The sequence below is a fragment of the Actinomadura rubrobrunea NBRC 15275 genome (assembly GCF_001552235.1).
Classification (GTDB): domain Bacteria; phylum Actinomycetota; class Actinomycetes; order Streptosporangiales; family Streptosporangiaceae; genus Spirillospora; species Spirillospora viridilutea.
In genome coordinates, this window is record NZ_BCQU01000040.1 from 34,721 (window position 1) to 58,892 (window position 24,172).

General features: G+C 73.3%; 25 protein-coding genes and 1 pseudogene. 12 read left to right on the forward strand and 14 right to left on the reverse strand.

What is annotated here, in order from left to right; genetic code table 11:
- The first annotated feature begins 235 nt into the window (after nucleotides 1–235).
- The 8 genes from gvpJ to AR3_RS14575 are packed head-to-tail and all read left to right on the forward strand — an operon-like array spanning nucleotide 236 to nucleotide 4,263.
- Entirely contained in the window at nucleotides 236–661 is a 426-nt protein-coding gene (gvpJ, locus tag AR3_RS14540) for a gas vesicle protein GvpJ (protein ID WP_067914482.1), read from the forward strand.
- Complete coding sequence (locus AR3_RS14545) at nucleotides 661–1,449, forward strand: GvpL/GvpF family gas vesicle protein (RefSeq protein ID WP_067914485.1); 789 nt, start codon at nucleotides 661–663, stop codon at nucleotides 1,447–1,449. The genes gvpJ and AR3_RS14545 overlap by 1 nt, the downstream gene beginning before the upstream one ends.
- Nucleotides 1,450–1,461: 12 nt before the next feature.
- Nucleotides 1,462–1,827, forward strand: a complete 366-nt coding sequence (locus tag AR3_RS29645) for a gas vesicle protein GvpG (RefSeq protein WP_083951504.1) — start codon at nucleotides 1,462–1,464, stop codon at nucleotides 1,825–1,827.
- A gap of 3 nt (nucleotides 1,828–1,830) precedes the next feature.
- On the forward strand, nucleotides 1,831–2,115 hold the full coding sequence (gvpO, locus tag AR3_RS14555) for a gas vesicle protein GvpO (protein ID WP_067914488.1): 285 nt from the start codon (nucleotides 1,831–1,833) through the stop codon (nucleotides 2,113–2,115).
- A 33-nt stretch (nucleotides 2,116–2,148) separates the two neighbouring features.
- Nucleotides 2,149–2,667, forward strand: a complete 519-nt coding sequence (locus AR3_RS14560) for a gas vesicle protein (RefSeq protein ID WP_083951505.1) — start codon at nucleotides 2,149–2,151, stop codon at nucleotides 2,665–2,667.
- Complete coding sequence (locus tag AR3_RS14565) at nucleotides 2,664–3,575, forward strand: GvpL/GvpF family gas vesicle protein (protein WP_217998541.1); 912 nt, start codon at nucleotides 2,664–2,666, stop codon at nucleotides 3,573–3,575. Before AR3_RS14560 ends, AR3_RS14565 begins: the two co-directional genes overlap by 4 nt.
- Entirely contained in the window at nucleotides 3,572–3,802 is a 231-nt protein-coding gene (locus tag AR3_RS14570; protein WP_067914491.1) for a gas vesicle protein, read from the forward strand. Before AR3_RS14565 ends, AR3_RS14570 begins: the two co-directional genes overlap by 4 nt.
- Nucleotides 3,799–4,263 (forward strand): gas vesicle protein K, encoded by a 465-nt coding sequence (locus AR3_RS14575; RefSeq protein WP_227023384.1) that lies wholly within the window; start codon nucleotides 3,799–3,801, stop codon nucleotides 4,261–4,263. Before AR3_RS14570 ends, AR3_RS14575 begins: the two co-directional genes overlap by 4 nt.
- A gap of 54 nt (nucleotides 4,264–4,317) precedes the next feature.
- Here the strand turns inward: AR3_RS14575 and AR3_RS32785 are convergent, their stop codons facing one another.
- From AR3_RS32785 to AR3_RS30580, 8 genes and pseudogenes are all read right to left on the reverse strand, one after another.
- Nucleotides 4,318–4,911 (reverse strand): Rho termination factor N-terminal domain-containing protein, encoded by a 594-nt coding sequence (locus tag AR3_RS32785; protein ID WP_217998542.1) that lies wholly within the window; start codon nucleotides 4,909–4,911, stop codon nucleotides 4,318–4,320.
- Nucleotides 4,912–5,145: 234 nt separating this feature from the next.
- Nucleotides 5,146–6,963, reverse strand: a complete 1,818-nt coding sequence (cydC, locus tag AR3_RS31515; protein WP_083951510.1) for a thiol reductant ABC exporter subunit CydC — start codon at nucleotides 6,961–6,963, stop codon at nucleotides 5,146–5,148.
- Complete coding sequence (gene cydD, locus AR3_RS31520; RefSeq protein WP_281179267.1) at nucleotides 6,960–8,657, reverse strand: thiol reductant ABC exporter subunit CydD; 1,698 nt, start codon at nucleotides 8,655–8,657, stop codon at nucleotides 6,960–6,962. Before cydD ends, cydC begins: the two co-directional genes overlap by 4 nt.
- 29 nt (nucleotides 8,658–8,686) lie before the next feature.
- Nucleotides 8,687–9,445, reverse strand: coding sequence for a cytochrome d ubiquinol oxidase subunit II (locus AR3_RS14595; RefSeq protein WP_067914500.1), 759 nt, complete (start codon nucleotides 9,443–9,445; stop codon nucleotides 8,687–8,689).
- A 139-nt stretch (nucleotides 9,446–9,584) separates the two neighbouring features.
- Nucleotides 9,585–10,832 (reverse strand): cytochrome ubiquinol oxidase subunit I, encoded by a 1,248-nt coding sequence (locus tag AR3_RS14600; protein WP_227023383.1) that lies wholly within the window; start codon nucleotides 10,830–10,832, stop codon nucleotides 9,585–9,587.
- 512 nt (nucleotides 10,833–11,344) lie between these two features.
- A pseudogene (locus AR3_RS33045) lies at nucleotides 11,345–11,554 on the reverse strand (transposase); the annotation flags it as partial.
- Nucleotides 11,555–11,704: 150 nt separating this feature from the next.
- Entirely contained in the window at nucleotides 11,705–13,666 is a 1,962-nt protein-coding gene (locus AR3_RS14605) for a multicopper oxidase family protein (protein ID WP_083951511.1), read from the reverse strand.
- 456 nt (nucleotides 13,667–14,122) lie between these two features.
- On the reverse strand, nucleotides 14,123–14,290 hold the full coding sequence (locus tag AR3_RS30580; protein WP_157406674.1) for a hypothetical protein: 168 nt from the start codon (nucleotides 14,288–14,290) through the stop codon (nucleotides 14,123–14,125).
- Nucleotides 14,291–14,784: 494 nt separating this feature from the next.
- Between AR3_RS30580 and AR3_RS14610 the strand changes: the two genes are divergently transcribed.
- The 3 genes from AR3_RS14610 (at nucleotide 14,785) to AR3_RS14620 (ending at nucleotide 17,835) form a co-directional block, all read left to right on the forward strand.
- A complete protein-coding gene (locus tag AR3_RS14610) occupies nucleotides 14,785–15,861 on the forward strand; it encodes a tyrosine-type recombinase/integrase (protein ID WP_067914503.1) in 1,077 nt (358 codons plus the stop codon).
- 412 nt (nucleotides 15,862–16,273) lie between these two features.
- The gene (locus AR3_RS14615) at nucleotides 16,274–16,984 is read left to right on the forward strand and encodes a DedA family protein (protein WP_067914505.1); all 711 of its coding nucleotides are present in this window, start codon (nucleotides 16,274–16,276) and stop codon (nucleotides 16,982–16,984) included.
- Nucleotides 16,985–17,112: 128 nt separating this feature from the next.
- On the forward strand, nucleotides 17,113–17,835 hold the full coding sequence (locus AR3_RS14620) for a phosphatase PAP2 family protein (RefSeq protein WP_067914508.1): 723 nt from the start codon (nucleotides 17,113–17,115) through the stop codon (nucleotides 17,833–17,835).
- A gap of 119 nt (nucleotides 17,836–17,954) precedes the next feature.
- Here the strand turns inward: AR3_RS14620 and AR3_RS14625 are convergent, their stop codons facing one another.
- A complete protein-coding gene (locus tag AR3_RS14625; protein ID WP_067914533.1) occupies nucleotides 17,955–18,629 on the reverse strand; it encodes a response regulator in 675 nt (224 codons plus the stop codon).
- A gap of 106 nt (nucleotides 18,630–18,735) precedes the next feature.
- Complete coding sequence (locus AR3_RS14630) at nucleotides 18,736–20,328, reverse strand: sensor histidine kinase (protein WP_067914511.1); 1,593 nt, start codon at nucleotides 20,326–20,328, stop codon at nucleotides 18,736–18,738.
- 490 nt (nucleotides 20,329–20,818) lie between these two features.
- On the opposite strand from AR3_RS14630, the gene AR3_RS14635 reads away from it, so the two are divergent.
- Complete coding sequence (locus tag AR3_RS14635; RefSeq protein WP_067914514.1) at nucleotides 20,819–21,484, forward strand: response regulator transcription factor; 666 nt, start codon at nucleotides 20,819–20,821, stop codon at nucleotides 21,482–21,484.
- Nucleotides 21,485–21,508: 24 nt separating this feature from the next.
- Here AR3_RS14635 and AR3_RS14640 read toward each other — a convergent pair whose 3' ends face one another.
- From AR3_RS14640 to AR3_RS31120, 4 genes are all read right to left on the reverse strand, one after another.
- Nucleotides 21,509–21,868, reverse strand: a complete 360-nt coding sequence (locus AR3_RS14640) for a PGPGW domain-containing protein (protein ID WP_217998544.1) — start codon at nucleotides 21,866–21,868, stop codon at nucleotides 21,509–21,511.
- 137 nt (nucleotides 21,869–22,005) lie between these two features.
- Nucleotides 22,006–22,629 (reverse strand): YigZ family protein, encoded by a 624-nt coding sequence (locus tag AR3_RS14645; RefSeq protein ID WP_067914517.1) that lies wholly within the window; start codon nucleotides 22,627–22,629, stop codon nucleotides 22,006–22,008.
- A gap of 120 nt (nucleotides 22,630–22,749) precedes the next feature.
- Complete coding sequence (locus AR3_RS14650; protein ID WP_067914521.1) at nucleotides 22,750–23,550, reverse strand: HAD-IIA family hydrolase; 801 nt, start codon at nucleotides 23,548–23,550, stop codon at nucleotides 22,750–22,752.
- A 156-nt stretch (nucleotides 23,551–23,706) separates the two neighbouring features.
- A partial coding sequence (locus AR3_RS31120) for an imine reductase family protein (protein WP_451916694.1) occupies nucleotides 23,707–24,172 on the reverse strand: 466 nt, incomplete at its 5' end.

The window sequence follows — 24,172 nt, forward strand, 5'->3', positions numbered from 1 at the left end:
CATCCGGGTGTGGTGGCGGCCTGATCGTCGAGTGATCGGGCGCGGGGGTTCTCGTGGACGCGGTGAAGCGCGGCTGGAAGAGAAATGATTTTGCGGTGCGGTCGTGGGTTTGACCTTGCGGTCGGGGTGGGCGCGAAACCGTGGCGCAACGCAATCAAAAACGCCCGTTTAGCCCGATAAGCGCGGGTAGGTACGTGTTTTGCACCTTCTGACATCCCCGCGAGGAGTGGATGATATGACTGGGCCGATCGCCCAGCAGACTGCGGGCACCGTCCAGCGCGGCGGCTCCAGCGGCCTCGCCGACGTCGTCGACCTGATTCTGGAAAAGGGACTGGTCATCGACGTCTACGCGCGCGTGTCGCTGGTCGGCATCGAGATCCTCACCGTGGACGTGCGGATCGTCGTCGCCAGCGTCGACACCTATCTGCGGTTCGCCGAGGCCGTCAACCGTCTGGACATCGCCCACGACGGCACCGCCAAGGGCATCCCGCAGATGGTCGGCGACATGCAGCAGTCCGGCGCCAAGAAGAAGACCAAGGGCGCCCTGCAGGGCGCCCAGGAACGGCTCCGCGAGAGCTTGGGGGCCGGCGACACCGCGTCGCAGGACGAGGCCGCCGAACCCGAACCCGTCCGCGGCCGCGCCTCCGGGAAGGAGGAGTGATGACCCGACCCGACCTCGCCGCCGACACCGGCACCGCCGCGACCGGCACCCCGCTGTACATCTACGGTGTCACGCGCCGCGACGCGACCCTGCCGCAGGGGCTGCTCGGGTTGGACGACCATCCGGTGACCCTGGTCACCGACGGCGGCTGCGCCGCGGCCGTCAGCCCGCTGCCGCAGGACCGGCCGCTGGGGCGACGCGCCGACTTGATGAGGCACCAGCGGGTGCTGACCGCGCTGGTCGAAGCGGATCTGGCCGTGCTGCCGTTCCGGTTCGGCGCCGCCATGACCGGGCAGGAGGCGGTGGCCAAGGAACTGCTGGCCGCCAACGCCGATCGGTTCGCCCGGGCGCTGGACGGCGTGGACGGGCGCCTGGAGCTGCGGCTGAAGGGCACCTACGTGGAGGACACGGTGCTGCGCGAGGTCATGTCGGACGACCCTGAGGTGGCCGCCCTGGCGCAACGGTTGCGCCAGGCTCCCGCCGACGCCGCCGACGCCCTGTACTACGACCGCGTCCGCCTCGGCGAGCTGATCTCGCAGGCGTTGCAGCGCCGCCGCGAGCACGACGCCCGCGTCCTGCTGGAGCGCGTGGCGCCGGCCGCCGAACGCGTCGTGCCGAAGACGCCCGCACGTGACGAGGACGTCGTCGACGCGGCGTTCCTGGTCGGCCGCGACCGGCGCGGCGACTTCGAGGAGGCGGTGGAACGCCTCGGCGCCGAATACGCCGACCGCATCCGCCTGCGGCTGGTCGGACCGCTGCCGCCCTACGACTTCGTTCCGGACAGCTGACAGGGGGACGTGATGGGTTTGTTCAGCGGACTGGTGACGCTGCCGCTGGCGCCGGTGCGCGGCGTCATCTGGGTCGCCGAGGTCCTCACCGAACACGCCGAGGCGCAGCTGTACGATCCGGCGCGCATCGCCGCCGAGATGCAGGAGATCGCCGACCGGCTGGCCGCCGGGGAGATCGACGAGGACGAGGCCGCCGCCCGCGAGGAGGAGCTGCTGGACCGGCTGCCGCGCACCGGCCCGTCGGCGGAGCCCCAGGCCGGCCCGTCCGCCGATGCCGCGGCGGGGCCCGTGGTCGACGATCCGGTCGGCCCGTACGACGACGGAGCGAGCGGTGGGGCGGCGTCCGGCGGGCCGCCGGATGAGGCGTCGCGGGGGTGAGCGATGACGCGCCGGTCGCCCGCCGACTGCACGGCCGCGCGCCGGGCCGCACGCAGCGCGGTCGGCCATGTCGCCGACATGACCGGCCGCGACGCCGAAGGCGTGGTCGGCGTGCAGCGCCGCGAGGACGGGGGCTGGAGCGTCACCGTGGAGGTCGTGGAGATCCACCGCATCCCCGATTCGGCCGACATCCTCGCCGCCTACCAGGCCGATCTGGACGCCGACGGGCAGTTGGTGGCGTTCCACCGCACCCGCCGCTACACCCGCGGCCACGTCGACCGGCCATGACCCGCGAACTCGACCGCCACGAAGGACGATCCGTTGACTGAGATTCCCTACACCGGCACGGCCCGCGCGCCCGCCCGCGCGACGGGGGAGCGGTCCGGCACCAGCCTGGCCGACCTGCTGGAGCGGATCCTCGACAAGGGCATCGTGATCGTCGGGGACATCCAGGTCAACCTGCTGGACATCGAGCTGCTCACCATCAAGCTGCGGCTGCTGGTCGCGTCCGTGGACCGCGCCAAGGAGATGGGCATCGACTGGTGGGAGCACGACCCGTCGCTGTCCTCGCGCGCCCGCGCCGAGGTCGCCGCCGCCGAGCAGTCCGACCGCGAGGAACAGGACCGGCTCGCCGAAGAGAACCGCATGCTGCGCGAACGTCTGGCGGCGCTGGAAGCCGCGGTCTCGCCGCCCGCCCACCAGATCGCCTCCCAAGCCCACCCCGAGGCCGCCGGACGCCCCGCCGCACGCATGGACGCCTCCACGGGGTCCAACCCCGACACCCGACACTCCGACGACGCCGCCGGCGCCGCAGACCACGACGGGGAGGAGGGGCGATGAACCATCCCATGAGCGACCGCGACCGTCAGCCGCAGACCCGGCAGCCGCCCGTACGCGGCGAGCAGACACCCGGATCGCAGGCGGGCACCGCCGTCTACCTGTACGGCGTGGCGCGCGGCCTGGACACCGCCGTGCTCGGCGGCGTCACCGGCGTGACCTCGGCGCCCGTGCGCGCCGTCCCGGAAGGGGATCTGATCGCCCTGGTCAGCACCGTGGACCTGGCCGACTTCGGTGAGGACGCCCTGCGCGACCACCTGGAAGACCTGGCGTGGCTGGAGGCCGCCGCGCGCGCCCACCACGAGGTCGTCGACCGCGCCGCGCAGGCCGCCCCCACCGCCCCGGTCCGCATCGCCACCCTCTACCGCGACGACGACCGGGTCCGGCAGGTGCTGGCGGACCAGCATGGCGAGTTCACCCGCGTCCTCGACCTGATCAGCGGCCGCACCGAATGGGGCGTGAAGATCTACGTGCACCCCGAGGCGTTCGACGCCGGCGCGGCCTTGCCCGAGCCGCAGCCCGCGGCCGCGCGCGGCAGCGGCGGGCCGGGCGCCTCCTACCTGCGCCGGCGGCAGGCCCAGCGGCGCAGCCGCCAGGAGGCCGACCGCCGCATCAGCGACTACGCCCAGTCGGTCCATGAACGGCTCACCCGGTACGCCCGTGCCTCACGCCGGCACCCCCCGCAGGACCAGCGGCTGTCCGGCCACACCGGTGTGCCCGTGCTGAACATGGCCTACCTGCTCGACGACGAGCACACCAAGGAGTTCCTCGACACCGCGCGCCGCGCCGACGCCGAGCTGACGGGCGTCGACGTCGAGGTCACCGGTCCCTGGCCGCCCTACTCCTTCATCGACACCACCGACACCACCGGCGGGACGGGCGGCGGGCGCCGCGAGGGGGAGGGGAGATGACCGTCGCCGTCGACACCGGGCCGTCCGGGCCGCCGATGGAACGCGTCTCCTTGGTCGACCTGCTGGACCGGCTGCTGGCCGGCGGGGTCGTCCTCACCGGCGACCTGGTCATCTCCATCGCCGAGATCGACCTGGTCGAGGTGTCCCTGCGCGCTTTGATCACCACCGTCCGCGACGAGCTCGCCCCGCACGGCGCGGGCGTCGCCGCGGGGGAGGAGCAGCCGTGACCCGCCGCGAACCGTTCACCGGGGACGTCCACGTCCACGACCCCGCCCCCGGCGGCCTGTTCCCCGACACCCGCGAGAAATCCGCCGGCCGCCGCGACACGGCCGCCCGCCGGGACACCCGCGCGAACGCCTCACCGATGCGGGCGACGCCGATACGGTCCACGCCCGCGTCGTCCCGTGTGCGGCAGCGCCTGGAAACCGACGCCGAACAGGTGGAACGCGACCTGGTCAAGCTCGTGCTCACCCTGGTGGAACTCATCCGCCAGCTCATGGAGCGCCAGGCGCTGCGTCGCGTCGACTCCGGCACCCTCACCGACGACCAGATCGAACGGCTCGGACTGGCCCTCATGCGCCTGGAAGAGGCCATGGAGCGCCTCAAGGACCACTTCGACCTGGAGGACAAGGACCTCAACCTCGACCTCGGCCCCCTCGGGCCCCTGCTTCCCGACGACTGGGACTGAGGCGGACTGCTGCCCGGGCGGGTCGGGGCAGCGCCGCCCCGCGGCCAAGCGGCCCTACCGCCGCCCGCGTCCAGAACCCGAACCGCCGGACGACCGCCGCGACGAGGCCTTGGACACGGCGCCCGACGATCCGCGGGAGGACCGAGAGGACGATCTGCGAGATGCCGCGGACCGCGACGGGCGGGAGCGGGCGGACGCGGTTCCCCTGACGGCGCCGCCGGTCGCGCGGCGCACCGCCTCGGCCAGCTCGCGCTTGCTCATCCTCGACCGCCCGGGAATTCCCAGGTCCCGAGCCATCGCATACAGCTCCTGGCGCCCCACGTCGGCCGCTCCGAGCGTCCCGCCGCGCCTGGAACCCGCGCGCGACCTGACGGTCCTGCCCGCGGGCCTGGTCGCGGGCTTGGCGGCGCGTGCGCGGCGAGGCGAGCGCACGGGTGCGTTGTCGGTACGGCCGCCGACTCCCTGCAGCAGCCGCCCCACCCGGCCGACCTGCTGGACCACGAGCGTCCACGCCACCTGATGCGGCCCGGCCTGGCCGCCGTGACGGCGCCGGGCCGACGCGCGCGCCCGCGACCACATGTCACGGGCCGCCTCGGGCGTGTGCGACACGGCCGAACGCACCTCCCGCAGTCCCGGAATCCCGGGCATCACAGTCCGCCCCCTCTCGAGATCGACTGATGCCCCCTCTACCCTGCGCACCGCCGTCCATGCGCCTGGCCGCGCGACACGGCGGCCGGGCCGGTCCAAGCAACAGCCCCCCCAGGTGTCGGCGCCGCCGGGGCGGCGTTCTCGTGGCGGGCAACGGCGGTGACGCGACGAAACGGCCGCGGCGGCCGGTGGAACGGCCTGATGCGTAGAGAGGACGCGCGGACGGCTTGGGAGTCAGGTCGTGAGACGTTCGGCGTCCCACATGTCCCGGTACGGGCCCGGGCGCGTCAGCAGGTCGTCGTGACGGCCGCGCTGCACCACCCGCCCACGGTCCAGAACGAGCACCTCGTCGGCGTCGCCCAGCGCCGCCAGCCGGTGCGTCACCAGCAGCAAGGTCCCGCCGCCCGGCCAGGTCAGCAGGTCCCGGGTGATCGCGTCGGCGGTCACCGGGTCGAGGCCTTCGGTCGGCTCGTCGAGCACCAGCACCGGCGGGTCGGCCAGCAGCGCCCGCGCCAGCAGCAGCCGCTGCCGCTGCCCGCCCGACAAGCCGACGCCGCCCTCACCGACCCGCGTGTCCCACCCGTCCGGCAGCTCCCGCACCACCTCCAGAAACCGGGCGCGCCGCGCGGCCGCCTCCAGCTGCCGCATCGTGGCGTCCGGACGCGCCATCAGCAGGTTGGCGCGCACCGTCCCGGCGAACACGTGCGCGTCCTGGGTGAGGCCTCGCACCGCCGCCCGCACGTCCTGCTCGGCGTGGGCGGCGAGGTCGCGGCCTGCCAGCTGCACGGTCCCGGCCACCGGTGTCACGTCCCCGGTCACCGCCGCCAGCAGCGTGCTCTTGCCCGCTCCGCTGGCCCCCACGATCGCGACGCGACGGCCTCGCTCCACCCGCACGTCCACGCCGTCCAGCGCCACCCCGCCACCGGCCGCGCCGTCCAGGCCCGCGGCACCCGCCGGCTCGGTGTCCGGCGCGCCGGCCAGGGGATCGAACGCCACCGTCACCCCCAGCAGCTCCACGCTCAACGGCCCCGGCGGCACCTTCGCCGCCGCGGTCGCGCGCGGGGACGGCGGGGGAGCGGCCAGCACCGCCGCCACCCGACGCGCCGCGGCCAGCACCTCGCGCAACCGCTGTGCCGCCGTGGGCAACGGCAGCACCGCCTCCACCGCCACCAGCGCCGTGAGCGCCACCACCGCCACCTGCACCTGGTCGGCGCCCGAACGCGTCGCCTGCCAGGCCACCCCGACGGCCGTCGCCCCCTGCACCGCCAGCCCCGCCGCGGCCACCGCCCCCGCCACGCGCGTGCCGGCGCGCTCGGCCCGCTCCAGGCGCCGCGCCGCCCGCACCGCCCGCGCACCGAAACGGTCCGCGGCCCCGAACACCGCCAGCTCCCCGGCGCCGTCCAGCACGTCCAAAGCCCGCACCGCCAGCTCACGCCGCTGCGCCGCCACCGCCGCGGCCGCACGCGCGCCCGCCGTCCACGCAACCCACGGCAACACCCCGCCCGCCACGGCCAGACCCGCCGCCAGCACCGGCGCCGACGACGGCACCGCCGCCGCGCACACCGCCACGCCGGCGACCGCGCAGACCACGGCGGCCACCGCGGGCAGCACGCACCGCAGCAGCAGGTCCTGCACCGCCTCCACATCGGCGACCAGCCGCGTCAACGCGTCCCCGCCGCGCAACCCGGCCGCGCCCCCGGTCCGGCCGCGGGCCGCCGGGCCGCGCGCGGCCAACGCGTCGAACACCCTGCCGCGCAGTTCCGCCAACGCCCGCAGCGCCACGTCATGACCGGCCAGCCGCTCCAGATACCGCAGCACCCCCTTGGCCAGCGCGAACCCCCGCACCGCCACGATCGCCAGGGACAGCGCCGCCATCGTCGGCTGCTGCGCCGCCCGCGCGATCAGCCAGGCCGCCGCCGCGACCAGCCCCAGCCCGCACAGCTCCGCCGCAACCCCGGCCGTGCCCGCCAGCACGAGCCGGACCGCGTGGGGGCGCACCGCGCCCCACAACCCGCCCAGCACTGTCGGGCCCCGCCGCGCCAGGACGGTCATGCCGCCACCCCGCCGCCGCACCGGCCTCCAGGGCTCTCGTCAAAGCTTCCGCTCGGACGGGCGCCCGTCCCGTCGCCGGGGACCAGACGGCCGTCCACCAGCCGCACCACCCGGTCCGCCACCGACAGCAACGCCGGACGGTGCGCCACCACCACGGCCGACCGCCCCTCCAGCAGCCGCCGCGCCGCATCCACCAGCAGCCGTTCACTGCGCACGTCCAACCGGGCCGTCGGCTCGTCCAGCAGCATCACCGGCGCATCCGTCGCATACGCCCGCGCGATCGCCAGCCGCTGCCGCTGCCCCGCCGACAGCCCCGCACCGCCGTCACCCAGCACCGTTGCGTACCCGTCCGGCAGCTCCTCGATGAACTCCTCGGCCGCCGCCGCGCGCGCCGCCTGCCGGACCCGCTCGTCCCCGGCGTCCGGCGCGCCCAGGCGGATGTTGTCGGCCACCGACGCGGCGAACAGGTGCGGACGCTGCGGCACCCACCCCAGCCGCGCCCGCCACGCGGCCATGTCCAGCTCGCCCAGCTCCACACCGTCCACCAGGACGCGACCCGACTCCGGCGTCACCAGCCCGGCCAGCACCAGCAGCAGCGTGGACTTGCCCGCACCCGACGGTCCCGTCACCGCGACCCGCTCACCCGGCGCCACCCGCAACGACACCTTCTCCAGCGCCGGACGGTCCGCCCCCGGATACCGCACCGTCACGTCCTCCAGCACGATCTCCGGAGGCCCCTCGGCGGCGACGACCCGGCCGCCGCCCGTCGGCGCGGCGGGGGAGTCCAGCACCGCGAACACCTCGCCGGCCACCGCGACGCCCTCCGCACTGGCGTGGAACCGCGACCCCAACGCCCGCAACGGCGCGTACACCTCCGGCGCGAGCAGCAGCACCAGCAGCCCCGCCGCCAACTCCATCCGGCCGTCCAGCAGCCGCAACCCCACCGGCACCGCCACCAACGCGACCGACAGCGCGCACACCAGCTCCACCACCAGCGACGACAGGAACGCCACCCGCAACGCGCCCACCGTCGCCCGCCGATGCTCGTCGGCCAGCCGCCGCACCACCGCCGACTGGTGGCCCGTCCGCCCGAACGCCCGCAACGTCGCCAGCCCCGCCACCACGTCGCGGAAATGCCCGCCCAACCGGCGCAACAGCTCCCACTGCCGGCCCGTCCACTCCGCGGTGCGCAACCCGACCAGCGCCCCGAACACCGGCACCAGCGGCACCGTCACCGCCACCACCACGGCCGACGCCCAATCGGCCGCCACCAGCCCCGCCAACACCACCGGAGGAACCACGCACGCCGCCACCAACTGCGGCACATATCCGGCGAAGAACGGATCGACCGCGTCCAAACCCCGGGTCAGCAGCGTCACGCGGCCTCCACCGGACCCACCGGCCGACCCGCCACCAGCGGCCCCGGGAGCGCCGGCCCGAGCCAGCACCGCCTCCCGCAGCCGCGCCTTCACCCCTGCCGCGGCCCGCCCCGCCACACCCGACCCCGCCCACGCCAGCACCGCACGCCCCGCAACGGCCGCCGCCACCACCGGCAGCAGCCGCGCATCCAACCCCGCCACCGCACGCGCCAACGCATCCGCCTGCACCACCACCAGCACCGCCTGCGCCAACGCCACCGCGACCAGCAGCACCAGCACCCGCCGCGGCAACCACCGCACCAGACGCCGCTCCACCGCCTTCACCCCGGCACCCCCGACCGGCGTCACAGGTAGCCGGGGGACTCGGCCCGGCCCCGGAACGTCCACCACACCAGCGCCTGCGCCGCCGCCAGCAGCGGCACCATCAGCACGCACATCACCGCCGTCACCGCCAACGCCTCCGGCGACGACACGACCTGCGACCACGGCAACCGCGCCCCCGCCGCCACCGGCAGCGCCGCCAGCGCCGCACCCGACACCCAGTACCGTCCCGGCACCCGCCGCGCCCGCTCCGCCAAGCCGCTCGCCAGCCGCCACCGCGCGAACCCGGCCCCATGCGCCGCGAACACCAACGCCAACGGCAGCCCCAGCACCGTCCCGGCGTTCACCCCGTCCTCCACCCGGCTCCCGCCGACCAGCACCGTGCCGAGCACCGCCCCCCACGACAACGCCAGCGCCCAACTGCCCGCCACGATCGCGCCGTCACACACCGCACGCCACGCCGCCGCGTCCACACGGCCCCGCAGCCACAACCCGGCGTCCCGCACGACCCACCCGGCCACCAACGCCACGAACACCGGGAACAAACCGCTCAGCAGCGCATGCTCCAACCCCGGAAACGCACCCGCCACCACACCGGCGACCGCCACCAGCCACACCTCGTTCGCCAGGAAGAACGGCGCGAACGCCGCGATCACCAGGCGCCGCTCCCGCCCGTCACGCCCCAGCACCGGCAGCAGCATCCCCATGCCGATGTCCGCCCCCGCCAACACCAGATAACCGGCGGTCAACACCGCCAGCACCACCAACGCCAACGTCTGCATTCGCACTCCTCACCCCACCGGCCCACCGACCGGGGAACCTCGCTCATCCGGCACCGGCCACCACCCGAACGGCGCCGCCCCTCCAGCAGCCGACTGCGCCGCACCCCACCCGATCCCAGCCGCACCGCAGACGCCGGGCTCAAAACGTCGGCGTCAGCGCCGGCCGCTCCGGCTCAGGCGCGCCCGGCGCCCCCAGCCGCACCGCCTCCGGCCCCCGCCGCGCGAACCGCGCCAACAGCCACACGTTCACCACCACCAGGGCCGCGAACAGCACCGTGAACACCGTGAACGACACCGCCACCGCGCCCGCGCCCACATCCGACAACGCGTCCTCGGTCTTCAGCACCCCGTACACCATCCACGGCTGCCGGCCGACCTCGCGGAACACCCACCCCGAGATCATCGCCACGTAGGGGAGCGGCAACGCCGCCATCATCAGCACGTGGAACACCCGGCCCCGCTCCAACCACCGACCGAACGGCAGCTTCACCAACATCGCGAACGCCAGGAAGAACATCAGCGACCACGCCACCTCCATCAGGACCTCGCCCGCCGTCGCCAGCCCCGGCGGCGTGTAATCACCCGGACCGAACCGCGCCTCGAACTGCGCCACCTGCGCCGCCGACTCCTGCGCCCCCGGATGCTTGGTCGGCTGAATGTAGGCGTACTGCATCCCCCCGAACGCCGCCACCGGCATCACCGACACGACCACCGCCACAAGCCCGGTGCGCATCGACCGGCGGAACAGGTCCGCCTCCGCCGTCCGGCGGAACAGGTGATAGCCGCTGACCGCCGCCATGAAGAACCCCGCCGTCAGCAGCCCGCCGAACACCACATGCCCGAACGCCAGCAGCGCCGTCGGATTCGTCAGCAACGCCCCCAGGTCCGTCAGCCGCGCCTGCCCGTCCACCATCGTGAAGCCCACCGGCCGCTGCAGGAACCCGTTGGCCACCAAGATGAAGTACGCCGAGAAGTACGCCGTGGCCGCCACCACCCAGATCAACCCCAGGTGGACCCACCGGTTCAACCGGTCCCACCCGAAGATCCACAGACCCAGGAACGTCGACTCGACGAAGAACGCCACCACGGTCTCCATCGCCAGCGGCGCCCCGATCACCTCGCCGACGACCCGCGACATGCCGCTCCAGTTCAACCCGAACTGGAACTCCATCACCAGCCCCGTGACGATCCCCACCGCGTAGTTGATCACATACAGCTGGCCCCAGAACCGCGTCATCCGCTCGGCCACCGCGCTGCCCGACAGCGTCGCCCGCGTCTGCGTCAACGCCACCAGCGTCGCCAGCCCCAACGTCAACGCCACGAACAGGAAATGCGTGCCGGCCGTCAACGCGAACTGCACGCGCGCCAGCATCAACGGATCGTCCACCGCAGGCCCTCCACCGCACACCCGAACAACACGCCCCAGATGATCGACGGCCTGGCCCACCCGGCGAATCCGGCCAGAGCCGACACCCTGCCTGCACCTTTCGCGCATCCGCCTACAGCGGCATACATCCGGAGATGTACGACCAGCGCCCCGCCCTCCCCACCACGCACGACCCGCGGACGGCGCTCCACCCCGACCCCACCGCCGCATCAACAGACGCCAAGGCGCGCGCCCGAAGCGCAACACCCCAGCTCCACACGCCATCACCGCAGGCCGACGGCACCCGCCGCCCAGACCGCCAGCCCCTCAGGGGAACCCTGAGCACACCTCAGGGTCACCTCGACCAGCACCGATCAAGACAGCCACGGCCCCGCTCGAGGGCAACAAGCAGTGCGAACGACCGACTCGCCGAATGCCGGGGGAGTGCCGGCCGCCGTCGAAGCCGCAGCGGCGCTCCCACGCGCCGCGCCCGGACGGCCGGCTGATCGACCATCTGCGCCAGCCGAGGCCGCCGCCACATCCCAAGGCGAGGACGTCATGAACCGCTGCAACCCGCGGTGATCGATGCCCAGCCGCTCGGCCATCGGCTGCATCGACGTGCGCCGCCCGTCCAGCAGCAGCCCCCGCACCTACAGCTCGCCCGTAGCGTGCTCGTCCGACCGCGGCACACCCGCGAACACCTCAGCGGCGAACTCCTCCAACCGCGACCGGGCCGCGGCGATTCGGGGACGTCCCGGCCCGTCGTCGGATTGCGGGTGAGCCCACGGAGACGCAAGTCAACGGCCGAGCGGCAACGGCGAGTCATACCCCAGCCGGCACGTTCACAGGTGTGCGGATCCGCCTGCGGCTGCTGGGGCCATCGGCCTGCTGATTCACCGCGGACTGACAGTGAACGGCCGCATCATCTCGTTGTCCTCGTGTTCCAACATGTGGCAGTGCCACACGTACTGGCCCGCATGACTGAATCGCACCTTCACACGAGTGATCGCCTTCGGATACACCAGCACCGTGTCCTTGAAGCCGCGCTCCCACACCTCCGGCGGACGAGGCAACTCCCCGAAACGCCTGCGGTCGACGACCTGGAACTGGACCTCGTGGACGTGAATCGGATGGGCGTCCACCGTGAAGTTCCACAGCTCCCATATCTCGGTCGATTCGAGCGTGGGATTTTCCGTGACGGGCGCGTCCCATCCCAACGGATCCGGCCTGCCGACGGACTCCACGGTGCCCAGGAGCGTGACGCGAGGGCCGACACCCGGCAGGCGGAGGGAGTCCGCCTCGTTGAGGGACAACCGCCGCGCGCGGAACGCCCCGCCCAAGGGCTTGAACGAGGGCAGCGTGAGCTGGGACGGGGGAGTGGACCGGTCTGGCGCGGTCAACGGCCTCACCACGAATTTCATGACCTGACCAGTGGTCTTCGGATCCGCCGGCGAGAAATCGGCGCCCACCCTGCCGCCCTGGAACGGATCGTCGGGCCCCTCGTTGATCAGATACAGCTCGGCACCGGTCGGCAGCCCCGTGAAGTCGACGACGACGTCGACGCGTTCCGCCGGAGCGACAAGCAGTTGACCGAGCTCGACGGGGGCCTGCAAGAAGCCCCCATCGCTGCCGATCTGCCACAGTGTCAGCGCGGGGGACGCAGGCCTGCGCGCCAGCGGGTCGGCGACGACCTTCAGGATCAAGGTGCGTGAATTGCAGCCGTTGAGGAACCGGAACCGGTAGCGGCGCGGCTCGACCGGCAGCACCGGCCAGGTGCGGCCGTTGGCCAGCATGGTGTCGCCGAAGAACTCCGGGTTCCAGATCGGCGGTATGTCGCTGGCGGGGATGTATGGCCCCTTGAATCCGTCGAAACGTGCCCGGCTCGCCGGATACAACAGGCTGCCGTCGGCATGGAACGACCGGTCCTGGATCACCACGGGGATCTCGTAGTACCGGGCACCGGGCGGGTCTCCCATTCTGGGGGCAGGCCCGGGAAGCGCGTCCCCCTCCACGTCCGACGGCCCACCGCGCATGAGGTAGAAGCCCGCGAGACCGGCGTACACGTTGAGGCGCGTGATGCCCAGGCAGTGGTCGTGGTACCACAGCGTGGAGGCCCGGCCTTCATTGGCGTACTGGAATACCGCGTCCCCGGGGCCCCAGCGCGCATCCGACAGCGCTTCCGCTTTGATTCTGAACTTGTCGTAGAAGGAACCGGTCCGCGCGTAGGAGGCGGGGACGTCGCGGGCGTCGGGCAGGTACCACGCCTCGGGGTAGCCGTCGCTTTCCTCAGTGTTCAGCCCTCCGTGCAGGTGGGTCACGATCGGCACCGGCCCCGTGTACGGCCCGGGCGTCGAGGTGAACTCGGGACGTGAGTCCCGCCCCAAGCGTCCTCCCGGCGGGTTCGCCCAGTGCAGCGTGGGGTCCACCGGCAGCAGGTGCGGAAGGTACCTGCCTTCGGCGTCCAGCAGTTCGTTGACCCATCTCACCCGGACAGGCCGATCGACCTTCGCCTCGATGGTGAAGGCGGGGTAGTGGAAGGTGCCCGGATGGCGCGCAGACCCGTACCCCCACACGGTCGTGGCCGGACTGCCAGGGGGGAGCACCTGCTGTCTGAACTGCCGGACGCCGATCGTGTAGAAGTCCAGGTCGGTGTGCGCGTCCCGTGGGTCCTGCGGCATCACCGGCGGTATCGGCAGCCTGGCCGCGTACTTCCTGATCGCAGCAGGATCAAGCCGGCCGCCGCTGCCGGCCCTCATCCCGCTCCGCGGAGCCGTGCGGGAGGGCAGCAACACGCTGATCCCTCCCACCGCGCCGGCCTGCAGCATGCGTCGCCTGCTGATCGGCTTCTCACTCATGCGGCCCCCAAGAAACCTGCGTGAGCAGACCGCGTACCCGCCTGTGGCCAGAGGATGCTGCACCACTCCGCCGACAGCCGATCCCGAGCTCATAAGGCTCCAGGCCGTCAGCGGCACCAGAGCCGTCAGGGGGAGTGTTGTTGCGGCACCTGCCGTGCTCGGGGGCCGAAGCCAAGCCGGTCGGCGGAAGAAATTCGGAAAGGCGGCGGCCCGGCTTCGGCGGCGCCGTAGTCCATCAGCGTCGACGCGAGGGCGTGCATGGACGGTGCCTCACGCTCGTCGGGGAGGGGCGCCTGCGGCCTCAGGGGCGGCTCGAGAAGGTTCTACTTAACATAATGTCCATTATCGACCATGTGGCGAGGCGACTGGGGAGGGGTGCGCATCGGGCGGAACGCGCGGTTCGTCGGCTGTTGGCGGATCGAGCGCCCCGGGCGCGGCTGTGCGTGCGAGCGGGTGTCAGGCGTCGCTGCGGATCGGTTGCAGGGCGCGGATGTAGTCGACCAGCCGCACGCCGATGTCGAACGGCACGTCCGGCCCGTCCAGGTCAGGGTCCAGCCAGGTCTCCGAGATGCGCCGCCATGCAGTGCGGCCCAGGAACACCCCGGCGACGGCCTCGTCGCCCAAGACGGGCCGCCACACGATTCCCGGGCGCGCAGGCCGTCCAGCAGCGCCTGGTTGTCGGCCTCGCGCGGATGCTCGGCGTGCCAGCCGATCTCCAGAGCCCTCACGCGGGCGTCGGGGACGATGTCCGCGGCGATGATCTGCGCCTCGTAGTGCTCCCTGGGCGGCGCGGCGTCGCCGTACCAGACTTTGACGCCGCCTGGCCGCACGCGCACGCGCAGCTCGCCGGCCCCAGGGCCGGCCGGCCTGGGCGCCGATCCCCTGATCACCTCGGCGACCTGGTCGAACAGCATCGAATCGGTCATCACGCCGCACCTCCCCCGGGTCCGTGAGCGGCGCCACCGGGCGGTGGGCCGCGGCGCGGGCGTCCATGATGGCATCCGGGTCCGACAGGATGATCAAACCGAACAGAATCCTACTTCTGTGTTGTTTGTGGCGTTTTGTCGTGTTTGCGGGTGGTGGGGTTCTGTCCGTGGCGGGCGGTACCGTGCCGGGATGTGCGTCCCCGTGATGTCGAGCGTGTCACCGTCGCCGAGGCCGTCGACCGGTACGCCGAGATGGTCCGCGCCAAGGCGGTCACCGGCGCGTTGGCGCCCGGCAGCGCCGAGGTGTACGTGCGCGACGTGCACACTTTCGCCGAGCTGGCCGGGCCGGAGCGGGTGCTGGACGACCTGACCGGCGAGGACATCGATCAGGTGCTCCTTGCGTTCGCGCGCAAGCCCGATGGGCGCCGCCGCTCCTCCCCCTCCCCCGACGAGGGCCGCCGGGCGGGTGCGGCCCCGACGCAGAGCGCGGCGTCGCAGGCGCGGTTCCGCCGGTCGGTGGCGGCGTTGTTCCGTCACGCCGTGCTCGCCGGGTGGGTGCATCTGGACCCGATGTCGGCGGCGACGGTGCGTCCGCGGCAGCGGGGCGGGCTGCGCGCCGAGCGGCGCGCGCTCACCGCCGAGCAGGCCGAAGGGCTGCTGGGGGCGGCGCGGCGGCTGGCCGAGGAGCCCGCCGAGCCGGGGCGGCGCCGTGACCAGCGGGTGCAGTTGCGGGACGGGCTGATCGTGCTGCTGCTGGCGGCGGTGGGGCCGCGGGTGTCGGAGCTGGTCCGCGCGGATGTGGACGACTTCTTCGTCAACGACGGGGTGCGGTACTGGCGGGTGTTCGGCAAGGGCGGCCGCACCCGGGACGTGCCGTTGCCGCGTCCGGTGGCCGAGGTCTTGGACGCGTATCTGACCGAGGGGCGTCCGCTGCTGGACCGCGGTCGCGAGCCCAAGGCGCTGCTGTTGTCGTGGCGGGGGCGGCGTCTGGCGCGGGGCGACGTGCAGGCCGTGATCGACCGGGTGGCGGCGCGGGTGGATCCGGAGCGGCGCCGTGCCGTCACGCCGCACGGGTTGCGGCACACCACGGCGACGCATCTGCTGGCGGCCGCGACCGACATGGACGCGGTGCGGCGTGTGCTGGGCCATGCGGACCTGTCGACGCTGGGGCGTTACCGTGACGAGCTGCCCGGGGAGCTGGAGGCGGCGATGCGGGTGCATCCGCTGCTGGCCCGGCTCGATCGGCGTCCCGTCGACCAGGAGCGGTGATCCCCCCTCCCCCGCCTGCCTGAGGCGTCAAGGCAGGCGTAGGACAGGACGGCTGAAGATCCGAGTCGACGACGAGGCGGCGGTCACGACCTGACGGCGTGATGCTCGGGTGCCCGGGGACAGTGAGGCGGGGTCTCGGGCAGTGGCCGGTCAGCGTGACGGCCCGTCGTGTGAGCGGACGGGTCTTCCACTCCCCTGGTGCGGCGCGGTGGCCCCATTCGTCGGTCCTGCTGATCGTTCGAGGGGCGCTCACGGGGCGTCGCCGGTGAGTGCGGTGGCGCCACCGTCCTGTGCGGTGGAGATCCCGTCGGCCACTGTCTGCGGGGTGGGGACTCCCCTTGACGAAGGTGGGGGTGATGGCGGGCGTTCGTCCAATGTCGCCGCAGCTGATCGCTTCATAGCGTCGGGCCGCATGGACGGTGTGACGGACCTGGTGGAGCAGGTGCTGCACGCTGCGGTGACGTCGCCGTGGTTCTATGCGGCGCTGCTCGCGGTGGCGATGATCGACGGGTTCTTCCCGGCGGTGCCGAGCGAAAGCATGGTGATCACGGCGGGGGTGTTCGCGGCGTCGGGCGAGGTGGACCCGGCGGCGGTCATGCTGGCGGCGGCGCTGGGCGCGTTCGCGGGTGACCACGTGTCGTACCTGGTGGGGCGGGTGTGGGGCGGGCGGTTGGTGGGGCGGATGCCGGCGAGGTCGCGGCGGCGCAGGGCGCTGGGGTGGGCGCGTGGGGTGTTGGCGGAGCGGGGCGGGTTGATCCTCGTGGTGGCGCGGTACGTGCCGGGCGGGCGCACGGCGGTGACGATGACGATGGGGTCGGTGCGTTTTCCGGCGCGGTTGTTTTCGCTGTTCGCGGGGGTGGCGGCGGTGAGCTGGGCGGTGTACGGCACGCTGCTGGGGTTGGTGGGCGGCGCGGTGTTCGAGGACGACCCGGTGCGCGGTGTGGCGATGGGGCTGGGGTTGGCGGTGGCGGTCACCGTCGTGGCGGAGGCGGCGCGGTGCCTGCGGAGGCGTCGCGGTCTCCGCGAGGCCGCCGTCGGGCCGGTCGAGGATGCCGCCGGCGGCGTGGCGGCCCGGGCTGCGGAGGTGCCGGAGGGGGCCGCGAGGCGCGAAGCACATCCTTGATCGACAAGGCTGCTTCGGGTGGATGTTTCGACATAATCATGAACGTCGGGTGAACTTCCGCAGAGTGGTGCAGGATCGTCATTCGACGTGGGGTGTCACACAAGCCGCTTCCAAGCGTGAGGGAGAACATGCGCGCGCCTGAGTTCAGCGCCGACCTGTACCGCGAGATCACGGAATTCGCCCATGGGACGCCGTCGTGGGTGCACACGTTCGCCGAGATCGGCACGGACGCGGGCCTGTTGGTGTTCGCCGTGTTGTTCGTGGTGGGCTGGTGGCGGGCCCGTGCCGGCGACGCCCGGGCGATGGGTCTGGCGCTGCTGGCGCCGGTGGCGGTGGTGGCGGCCTATCTGGTCAGCGAGGTGTCCAAGAGCGCGCTGCGGGAGGAGCGGCCCTGCCGGGCGGTGGCGGGGGCGATGAACATCGTGGCGTGCCCGGCGCCGGGCGACTGGTCGTTCCCCAGCAATCACGCCACGATCGCGGCGGCGTCGGCCGCGGTGATCGTGGTGGCGTGGCGGTCGATGGCGGGTGTGGTGCTGCCGTTGGCGGCGCTGATGGCGTTCTCGCGGGTGTTCGTGGGGGTGCACTACCCGCATGACGTGGCCGCGGGGTTCGTGCTGGGGGTCGTGGTGGCGCCGCTGGTGGCGTTGCTGTTGGTGCGGCTGGTGGCGCCGGTGGTGACGGCGCTGCGGGGCGTGGCGGCGGGTGCGGTGCTGTTGGGCGCCGGGGTCCCTACGCGGGCGGCCGGGCAGGCGGCGGGGACGCCGGGCGGTCCGGTCGGTGATCCGGGTGCGGCGCCGACGCTGCCGGACGTGATGGCGGCGGGCGGTCGCCGCGTCGAGCCGCCGCGCTGACGGCCGCCGCGCCGTCCGCGGGGTGGGGCGGTGCACGGCAGGTGATCTTTGAGGTGTGCGGGGCCGTTCTCGCGACGGGCGGGGACGGCCCTTGTGCTGTGCGGGGGGCTGGGGCGGGGTCAGGGGGTGGTGCCGTCGAGGAGTCCGGCTTCGTAGGCGAGGATGGCGGCCTGGACGCGGTTGCGGACCTGCAGGCGGGTCAGGATGGCGCTGACGTACGCCTTGACGGTGCCTTCCACGACGTTGAGGCGGGAGGCGATTTCGGCGTTGGACAGGCCTGCGCCGACCAGTGTCAGCACTTGCCGTTCCCGGGGGGTGAGGGTGTCGACGCGGCGGCGGGCGTGGGCGCCGTGGCCGATGCGGTTGCTGCGCATTTCGGTGATGACGCGGTGGGCGACCTGCGGTGACAGGTAGGCGGCTCCGGCGGCGACGGCCCGCACCCCGGCGATCAGTTCGTGCGGGTCGCCGGATTTGAGGAGGAAGCCGTTGGCTCCGTCGGCCAGGGCGCGGGCGATGTACTCGTCCTCCCCGAACGTCGTGAGGATCACCACGGCGGTGTCGGGTGCGGCGCGGCGCAGCTCGGCGGCCGCGGCGAGGCCGTCGAGGCGGGGCATGCGGATGTCCAGGAGGGCGACGTCGGGGCGGTGGCTGCGGGTCAGTTCGATCGCTTCGCGTCCGTCGCCGGCTTCGGCGACGACCTCGATGGCGGGGTCGGTGGCGGGGTCGGCGGTGAGGATGGCCCGCACCCCGGCGCGGATCATCACCTCGTCGTCGGCGAGCAGTACGCGGATCACCTGGTGTCCTTCCCGGGCGGTGGGCTGGTGTCGCGGGGCGCCGGTCGTCGTGGCGTCGGTGGTGCGGTGGTCGCGTGGCATCGTGCGGTCTGCCGTGCTGGTGCGGTCAGGGTTGGTCGGGCGGGTCGGGGCGGGCGGGGGTGTGCAGGATGTTCTTGGACGACAGGCGTCCGTCGGTGAAGCACAGGCGGTACACGGTGTGCAGGCCGAGGAGGTTGGCGTCGGGCCGGTAGTAGCGGCAGTCCGCGCCTGGCGGCTCGGGGTAGCGGGCGAGGTAGGCGCCGGCGTTGAGGAGTTCTTCGCCGGGCAGTTTCCGCGCTGTGCGGGCTTGGTCGTCGCCGATGCGCAGGGCGGCGAAGTCGGAGGGCGGCAGGACCGAGTTGAGGGTGCGGTAGACGTAGTAGCCGACCATCACGGTCGACAGGGCCGCCAGGAGCGCGGACGGCACGGCGATGGCGTGGACGAGGCTCTGCCGCAGGCGCCGACGCTGGCCGGCCAGGCGGCGCGCCGACTCGGTCTCGGTGGCGGTCGTCGGGTCGGTCGCGGTGTGCGTCGGGGGTGTGGGGGTGGCGGGCAGGTCGGCGGTCACCTTGAATCCGCCGTCGGGGGTGGGGCCGGCGTGCAGGACGCCGCCGGCGAGGCGGACCCGTTCGGTCAGGCCGGTCAGTCCGTGCCCGCCGCCTGTCGGCAGGGGGTGCGGCGTGTCGGTGGGCGGTGCCTGGTTGGTCACGGTGACGGTGACGCCCGCCGGGTGGTGGCGCACCTGGATGCGCACCGGTGCGCCGGGGGCGTGTTTGGCGGCGTTGGTGAGGGCTTCCTGCACCACGCGGTATGCGGCCAGGCGCACCATCGGCGGCAGATCCTCGGCGGTCTTCCCTGCCGTGTCGGCGGTCGGGGGCGGGTCGTGGACGAGATCGACGGACATGCCTGAGGCGCGGGCGCGGTCGGCCAGTTCCGCCGCGGCGCGGTCGATCGGTGCGTCGGGGACGGGCGGGTCGTCTCCCGGTGCGGCGCCGGGCGTGGTGTCCTCGCGGAGGACGCCGATGATCTGGCGGAGGCGTTCGGTGGCCTCGGCCGCGCCGGCGCGCAGTTCGGCGGCGGCGGCGCGGTGGCGTTCGTCGAGGCCGGGCGCGACCTGCAGGGCGCCGGCGCGCAGCGCCAGCAGGGCCAGTTCGTGGCCGAGGGAGTCGTGCATGTCCTGGGCGATGCGGGCGCGTTCGCGGAGCCGTTCGCGTTCGGCGACGATGCGTTGCTCGCGTTCCAGTTGTTCGGCGCGTTCCCATCCGGCGTGCACGAGTTGGCGGTATTGGCGCCAGTAGCGGCCGACAAGCCACGGCAGGACGCCCAGCAGGACCAGCCAGATCGTCAGCGGGAACCAGACGGTGACGTCGATGCCGCGGGCCAGGTTGAGGGCGGCGCCGGCGGCGGCGATGCCGGCGAATCCCCAGAGGACCGGGCGGGCGTGGGCGCGGCGCAGCCCGGTCAGGTAGGCCAGGACGGGGACGGCGAAGGCGAAGTTGCCGTGGACGGCGGTGAGCGCGAGCGCGGTGACCAGTGCCGTCAGCGGCAGGGCGCGGCTGATCGCGACGGCGGCGGCCAGGGCGGCCAGCCCGGCGGCCTCCGACCACCAATGGGGGTGGTCGACGCTCGGGGGGACGAGGTTGCCGACGATCACCGGGTATGCGAGGGCCGCTCCCATGAGGGCGTCCAGCCATGCCGCGCGTCGCGACGGCCGCGCCAGGAGTCGGGCCGCCGTCTGCCGCCACGCCGGTCGTGTGGGTCGTGCGGGGCGGGGTCGGTGCCGCGTCTCCCCTGCCGTGTCGGTCTTGGGCGCCGGCGTCGGGGATGCGGTGGGGGCGACGGGGCCGGGCCGTGGCATGGCCGGGGACGTCGGGTCGTTCATCCCCTTCACGCTACAAGCCGGTGATGTGCGGGGATACTGACGAAAGTCAACCGTCTTGCCCTCTCCCCCGGCGTTGCGCGCGCCCCGGGGGCGTGCGCGGTGCGGAACGATCACGCTGGGGGCGGTGCTGAACTACGGTTGTGCCGTGCATTCCCCCGGCTGGGTGCGGGGAGGCGCCGGCAACGTGGGCGTGTCTGTGCGCTGCCGTCGCCGTGATCGCCCCGGCGCGGCCGGCGGCGCCCGCCGTGCCGACTCCGTCTTCGGGCGGTGATGTGAAGGAGTTCACGTGATTCGCGTGCTGCTGGCCGACGACCAGACGCTGGTGCGGGCCGGGTTCCGTTCGATCCTGGAAGGCGAGGACGACATCGAGATCGTCGGGGAGGCCGGGGACGGGCGGACCGCCGTCGACCTGGCCGCCCGGCTGCGTCCCCGCGTGGTGCTGATGGACATCCGCATGCCCGTCCTGGACGGTCTGGAGGCCACCAAGCGGATCGTGTCCGACCCGAACCTGTCGGACGTCAAAGTGGTGATCTTGACGACGTTCGACCTGGACGACTACGTCTACGGCGCGATCAAGGCGGGGGCGAGCGGTTTTCTGGTCAAGGACACCGAGCCGCCCGAGCTGATCCACGGTGTGCGGGTGGTGGCGCGGGGGGACGCGCTGCTGGCGCCCGCGGTGACCCGCCGGTTGATCGCCGAGTTCGCCGCCCGGATCACCGAGCCTCCGCCCGCCGTCGAGCTGAACCTGCTCACCGACCGTGAGCGCGAGGTGCTGGAGCTGGTCGCCGCGGGGCTGTCGAACGAGGAGATCGCCGAGCGGCTGGTGCTCAGCCCCGCCACCGCCAAGACCCATGTCAGCCGCATCCTGGCCAAGCTGGGCGCCCGCGACCGGGCGCAGCTGGTCGTGCTGGCCTACGAGAGCGGTCTGATCCGCCCCGGCTGGCTCAGCTGACGCGGACGGGCGCCGGTCGGCGGGTCAGGCGTTCTTGCGGCGGCGGATCGTGTGCCAGGCGGCGCGAAGGCGGCCGTGGACGCGTTGGCTGACGCGGCGCGCCGCCGGGAACTCGGTGCCCAGCAGGCCCAGTCCGGCGAGGATCGCCACCACCCCCGGGCCCGGCAGCACCAGCATCGCCACACCGGCCACGATCAGCGCCACCCCGGCGACGGCGACCGCCGCCTTGCGGGCCAGCCGCACCGCCGGCGCGCGGCGCCGGGAGGCGCCGACCGCCCGGGCCGCCGGCACGGCCCCGCCGTTCCCCTCGGCGCCGTCCCCGGTGCTCTCGGCGGCGAGGTCGGCCTCGGCGTGCATGGCGGTGCGGGTGTCGGCGGCGGTCACATGGGCCTCCTCACTCGGAACGGGGACGCGGTACGGCTTCGCCCTGTGAGACGATCGGCGCGCCGGTCACGTCCACACCGTCCGGCTAGTGTGACCAGAGCCACGTCCGGGTGTCCTCGTCGGGACGGGAACGCCGGTCAGGAGACCGGGACTTCGCGGAAGCCTTCGGCGCCGCGCCGCAGCTGAGCGCGGCCCCCGCTGACCTGCGCCACCCACGCCTGGAAGTCGTCCAGCTCGGTCACCGCGACCGGCACGTCCGCCTCCACCAGCTGCCCGTAGCGCACGTCGGCGGGTTCGTGTCCCCGCGCGTGCAGGTCGCCCAGCAGCCGGCCCGCCAGCGCGTGGTCGGCGCACACCGTCATGGTGACCACCGGCCGCAGCTCCACCACGCCGACCGCGTCGATCGCCTCGGCCACCGACTGCGCGTAGGCGCGCACCAGGCCGCCCGCTCCCAGCTTCACCCCGCCGAAGTACCGGGTGACCACCGCCGCGACCCCGGTCAGGCCGCGCCGCACCAGCACCTCGAGCATCGGCACGCCGGCCGTCCCGGACGGCTCGCCGTCGTCGCTGCTCTTGGTGATCTCACCGTGCTCGCCGACCACGTAGGCGGTGCAGTTGTGCGTGGCGTCGCGGTGCGCCCGCCGGTGCTCGGCGATGAACGCCACCGCCTCGGCCTCGGTCTCCACCCGGGCCAGCGTGCAGATGAAGCGGGATTTGCGGATCTCCAGCTCGTGTCGACCCGACTGCCTGATCGTGCGCATGGTGTGCCCCGAGTCTACGCGGCGCCGCACCCGCCGGCACCGCGCCGAACGGGGCCGAAGCGAAGCGGGCGGACGCCCCCCGGCCGGTGTTTGCGCACTGCGGTCGGCGCGCCGTGCGGGTCAGTCGGAGGCGGCACCGCCGTCGATCATGTCGATCACGTCGGCGATCGACGACACCACGTGCGAGGGGCGGAACGGGAACCGATCCACCTCCTCCTTGCGCGTCACCCCGGTCAGCACCAGGATCGTCTCCAGCCCGGCCTCCACGCCGGCCACGATGTCGGTGTCCATCCGGTCGCCGATCATCGCCGTGGTCTCGCTGTGTCCGCCGACCACGTTCAGCGCCGTGCGCATCATCAGCGGGTTCGGCTTGCCGACGAAGTACGGCTTCACCCCCGTCGCCTCGGTGATCATCGCGGCGACCGCGCCGCACGCCGGCAGCGCCCCCTCCAACGACGGCCCGATCGGATCGGGGTTGGTGGCGATGAAGCGCGCGCCCCGCTCGATCAGCCGGATCGCCTTGGTGATCTGGGAGAAGCTGTAGGTGCGGGTCTCCCCCAGCACCACATAGTCCGGGTCCAGGTCGGTCAGCACGTACCCGACCTCGTGCAGCGCCGTGGTCAGCCCCGCCTCCCCGATCACGTACGCCGACCCCTCCGGGCGCTGGGTGTCCAGGAACCGCGCCGTCGCCAGCGCCGACGTCCAGATCGACTCGGCCGGCACGTGCAGCCCCATGGCGGCCAGCCGCGCCGCCAGGTCCCGGCGGGTGTAGATGGAGTTGTTGGTCAGGATGAGGAAGCGTTTGCCGGAGGCCTCCAACCGCCGGACGAACTCGTCGGCGCCCGGAACGGGCTGCCCCTCGTGCACCAGGACGCCGTCCATGTCCGACAGCCACGACTCGATCGGCTTACGCGCGCTCATGCCGTCATTCTCGCAGCAAGAGATCTTTGTCGGGGAGTCCTCATGTGCGCGCAGTCGCCATGGAGCGGCCAGTGGACCGACAGGTCGACGCCGGCGACACTCCGCCGTGAGCAGGCAGGGTTGCAGCGCCACGCCCCCGGGCCACCGGGAAAGGCGTCAGTCGGTCGGGGCGCTGAGCACTTCGAAGAGGCTGGCGAAGGAGTCGTCGGCGTGGCCGCGTTCGATCGCCTGCCGGGCGCGGTCCTGGAGATATTCCGGCAGTTCGGTGTCCACCTTGAGGGCCCGGCCGGCCTCGACGAGGTGGTCGATGGCGGCGGCCTGCATGGCGAGCGCGGAGCCGTCGCCGGGGTGGCGCCGCCGGTCCACCTGCTCGGCGATCCGCGGGACTTCCGGGGCGATCACGTGGTCGAACCAGGTCCGGGCGTGGGGGAGGAACTCGGCGGCCTCGACCTTCCCGCCGGTCACCAGGGCCAGCGCGTGAATGAAACCCGCCCAGGTGGTCCACATCAGACCGAGGAGCGCCACGTCGAACAGCGAGGGCCGGCCGACGTCCTCGCCCAGGTAGGCACCGGCGCCCGCGACAGCGGCGAGCGTCGGCTCGAGCCTGCGGTAGACCTCCTCC

What these genes read in the sequence shown, in the direction of transcription:
- AR3_RS14595 (WP_067914500.1), bottom strand. Translation starts at nt 9,445, where the DNA reads ATGCAGACGTTGGCGTTGGTGGTGCTGGCGGTGTTGACCGCCGGTTAT.
- AR3_RS14615 (WP_067914505.1), top strand. Translation starts at nt 16,274, where the DNA reads ATGGACGGTGTGACGGACCTGGTGGAGCAGGTGCTGCACGCTGCGGTG.
- AR3_RS14630 (WP_067914511.1), bottom strand. Translation starts at nt 20,328, where the DNA reads ATGGGAGCGGCCCTCGCATACCCGGTGATCGTCGGCAACCTCGTCCCC.
- AR3_RS14620 (WP_067914508.1), top strand. Translation starts at nt 17,113, where the DNA reads ATGCGCGCGCCTGAGTTCAGCGCCGACCTGTACCGCGAGATCACGGAA.
- AR3_RS14570 (WP_067914491.1), top strand. Translation starts at nt 3,572, where the DNA reads ATGACCGTCGCCGTCGACACCGGGCCGTCCGGGCCGCCGATGGAACGC.
- AR3_RS14645 (WP_067914517.1), bottom strand. Translation starts at nt 22,629, where the DNA reads ATGCGCACGATCAGGCAGTCGGGTCGACACGAGCTGGAGATCCGCAAA.
- AR3_RS14565 (WP_217998541.1), top strand. Translation starts at nt 2,664, where the DNA reads ATGAACCATCCCATGAGCGACCGCGACCGTCAGCCGCAGACCCGGCAG.
- AR3_RS14605 (WP_083951511.1), bottom strand. Translation starts at nt 13,666, where the DNA reads ATGAGTGAGAAGCCGATCAGCAGGCGACGCATGCTGCAGGCCGGCGCG.
- AR3_RS14545 (WP_067914485.1), top strand. Translation starts at nt 661, where the DNA reads ATGACCCGACCCGACCTCGCCGCCGACACCGGCACCGCCGCGACCGGC.
- gvpO (WP_067914488.1), top strand. Translation starts at nt 1,831, where the DNA reads ATGACGCGCCGGTCGCCCGCCGACTGCACGGCCGCGCGCCGGGCCGCA.
- cydC (WP_083951510.1), bottom strand. Translation starts at nt 6,963, where the DNA reads ATGACCGTCCTGGCGCGGCGGGGCCCGACAGTGCTGGGCGGGTTGTGG.
- AR3_RS32785 (WP_217998542.1), bottom strand. Translation starts at nt 4,911, where the DNA reads ATGCCCGGGATTCCGGGACTGCGGGAGGTGCGTTCGGCCGTGTCGCAC.
- gvpJ (WP_067914482.1), top strand. Translation starts at nt 236, where the DNA reads ATGACTGGGCCGATCGCCCAGCAGACTGCGGGCACCGTCCAGCGCGGC.
- AR3_RS29645 (WP_083951504.1), top strand. Translation starts at nt 1,462, where the DNA reads ATGGGTTTGTTCAGCGGACTGGTGACGCTGCCGCTGGCGCCGGTGCGC.
- AR3_RS14650 (WP_067914521.1), bottom strand. Translation starts at nt 23,550, where the DNA reads ATGAGCGCGCGTAAGCCGATCGAGTCGTGGCTGTCGGACATGGACGGC.